This window comes from Nonomuraea sp. GTA35, assembly GCF_041950525.1.
Classification (GTDB): domain Bacteria; phylum Actinomycetota; class Actinomycetes; order Streptosporangiales; family Streptosporangiaceae; genus Nonomuraea.
Window position 1 is genome coordinate 1 of sequence record NZ_JBGNUV010000048.1, and the last position, 2,636, is coordinate 2,636.

General features: G+C 64.1%; 1 protein-coding gene and 1 pseudogene. One reads left to right on the forward strand and one right to left on the reverse strand.

Annotated elements, in window-relative coordinates; translation table 11 throughout:
* Window positions 1-172: 172 nt before the first annotated feature.
* Window positions 173-1,357 carry a hypothetical protein gene (locus ACBJ32_RS59285; protein ID WP_375134389.1) on the reverse strand — a complete coding sequence of 395 codons (1,185 nt, stop codon included), beginning with the start codon at window positions 1,355-1,357 and terminating at the stop codon, window positions 173-175.
* 386 nt (window positions 1,358-1,743) lie between these two features.
* On the opposite strand from ACBJ32_RS59285, the pseudogene ACBJ32_RS59290 reads away from it, so the two are divergent.
* Window positions 1,744-2,564 (forward strand): annotated as a pseudogene (locus tag ACBJ32_RS59290) (NAD(P)/FAD-dependent oxidoreductase).
* Window positions 2,565-2,636: the final 72 nt, after the last annotated feature.

Consider the following 2,636-nt stretch of genomic DNA (forward strand, 5'->3'; position numbering starts at 1 on the left):
CCCGAACCGTCCGGCCACCCGCGCGAACAGCTCATCAAACCCTGCCAGCCAGGCATGCAGGTCTTCCGCAGTCACCGACTCAGACACAGCAAAGATCATACACTAACGAAGTGTTGTTGTAATACTAAGGCCAACTCGGCGGCCTTCATCGCGTTGTCTGGCTCCCGTCGTCCTATCGCCATGGCACCCCCTGGGCCCTGCAGACCTCGCGCGCGAGCTGCGAGGCGGTCTGCACCTTCCAGCCAGTGCTCGAGAGCCGGCGTCGCAGCAGCGGGACGTTGCTGCTGAGGCGGTCGGGGATAACCAGGTGCAGGCCGGTGCCATCGGCACCCTTCCTGTCCAGCCGGTTGATGAGGGCGTCGACTGAGAGCACTTCCTTCACGTCGATCTTCCACACGCGAGGGTGACGTCCGGCAACGGTAACCCGCAGGTCATAACGATCCATCTCCGGCCAGAGCTCGACCTGCACGCCTCGAGTGCTCAACTCGTCATGAAGAGCCGTCTCTAGCAGCCCCGGGATGACATGTGAGTGCCAGCAGGCGGGGTCCACCATGCGCACCCGGACGGCTTCATGCACGATTGCGTCACCGGCGGCAGGAGCCAGAAGCCGATCCCGGACGTCATGGGTCCTGACGAGGTGGGGAGCCCGATCGAGTCCGTCGTCGTCGAACAGGTATCGAGCGCCACGATCGCGATGATCGCGGTTGGCGCACGACACCATGACGATCGGTCCATTGGGCAGCACGTGCATCGGCCATCGGCACAATGGGCAGAGGAAGCAGCGGCGGTCGTACACGCGATCTTCTGGCACCCGTCCATATAGGTCATTGAGCTCTTTGGGCATCGTCTGTAACATCGCCTGCGTTCCCGCCGCGTTACGGATGACGAAGCTCCTCCTGAGGAGGTACGCTGCCTGATTCTCGCCCTTACGGAACAGCGCGTATGCCTTGTGCTCCGTCAGCTCCTGGCGCAGCCAAGGCCAGTAGGGCAGAACGCCGCATTCGCGTGCAACCTCGCCGAATTCGCCTTCAAGGGCATCAAGTTCGACATTCCGTTCGCCGGTTTCCGGGTTGATCGCGTATATGGCCTCGAGTCCTTCGGGTGGGCAACCTGGCGGAAGGAGTCCGGCTACAGGGCCTCTGACTAGAGCCCGGAACTCGGTGAACTTCAGCGGGTGTGCAGGGCCGCGCAATGCCATCACGAGCCCGTACGCCCTGGCTAGCGCACTTGCCCGACTGTTGCTTTTCATTGCTGGCTTGGTCAGGGCGTCCGCAGCCAGGAGTGAGGCTTGCAGTGCCATGGAGCGCACGTGATCGTCGGGAATGGCGAATCGATCCGCCGGTGCCGAGGTGCCCATACAGCAAAGGTAATCAACGCCTCCGACAAAATTGAGCATCGGTAGTTCTTGGGGTAATATGACACTAAATATCCAGGTATGATGGGTTTTGTGTCGCACGGTAAGAACGCTGCTCGATAATTTGTGCGAATGGGCGATAGGGTGCGGAGCTTCGGCGGCCCCTGTGACCGCCGAAGAACTCGCTTCCGGGCCTGGTCCAAGATTTCGGCTGTCTCACCTGAGCCGGGCACAGCACATGATCCAGCGGGGCGGAAGGCCCTTGCGCGATATGAGAGCTTCGGCCTGGGCGGCGGCAAGGGCGAAGTGATAGGACAGGACAGCGAGCGCCGCACAGGATGGCCCGGGGCGGCGGTGTGGAATCGTCGAGTGACGAAGCGGTTGCGATGATGTCATCCTCAGCAGCACTTTCCGACTCGGTGTCCTTCTGGCAGGCCCGGTCGGGGTGGCTACCTGGGAAGGCCGAGGTGGTGGTCATCGGAGGCGGGCTGCTTGGCGTCAGTACCACGTACTGGTTGGCCGAGGCCGGGCTGGGTCCGCTGCTGCTGGAAGCGGGCGTTCCCGGTACCGGCGCGAGTGGGCGTAACGCCGGCTTCGTGGGGCCTGGTCTGGCCATGCCTTATCCGCAGGCCGTCGCGATGCTCGGAGTACTTTGGCCCGCGAGGTGCACCGCTCGACCATCGGCAATGTCGCGCTGGTACGCCAATTGGTGGCCAAGGAGGACATCGACTGCGAACTGTCGGCCGACGGCCAGCTCAGTCTCGCGGTCGGGCAGGCGCAATGGAACGCCATCCGCGAGCGAGCCGAGCTTCTCGCGGCAGACGGGTTCCCGGTTGAGCTCGTGGAGCGGGAGCAGCTCGGCCGGTTCATCGGCACGCCGGTCGCCGCGCATGTCGGCGGCGCGTTGTACAAGCCGGACGCACTGTCGATCAATCCGATGCGGCTGGTCATCGCGCTGGCACACGCCGCCCGGCGGCGCGGCGCCCAGATCGTGACCGGTGTCCAGGTACGGGCGATCACCTACAACAGTGGCCGGATCCACCTCCAGACCAGCGCCGGGTCGTTGAGCTGCGCGGCGGCCGTCGTGGCGGTGAACGCCTGGACTCCCACGCTGGTGCCGCAGACGGCTGGGCTGATCACTCCGGCGCGGGCTCAGACGGAAGCTGTCAAACCGGCTGAGACATCAGGCTACTTGCGTGGTTTGTGGTGAAGCGTCGGTCTGGGGTGTCGCGAGTGGCTGGTTGATCCACACCTTGGTCGGCAGAGGCGGTGGGTAGGGACG

Bases quoted from the DNA above. Each gene is read 5' to 3' on its own strand.
- ACBJ32_RS59285 (WP_375134389.1), bottom strand. From the start codon at position 1,357: ATGGGCACCTCGGCACCGGCGGATCGATTCGCCATTCCCGACGATCAC.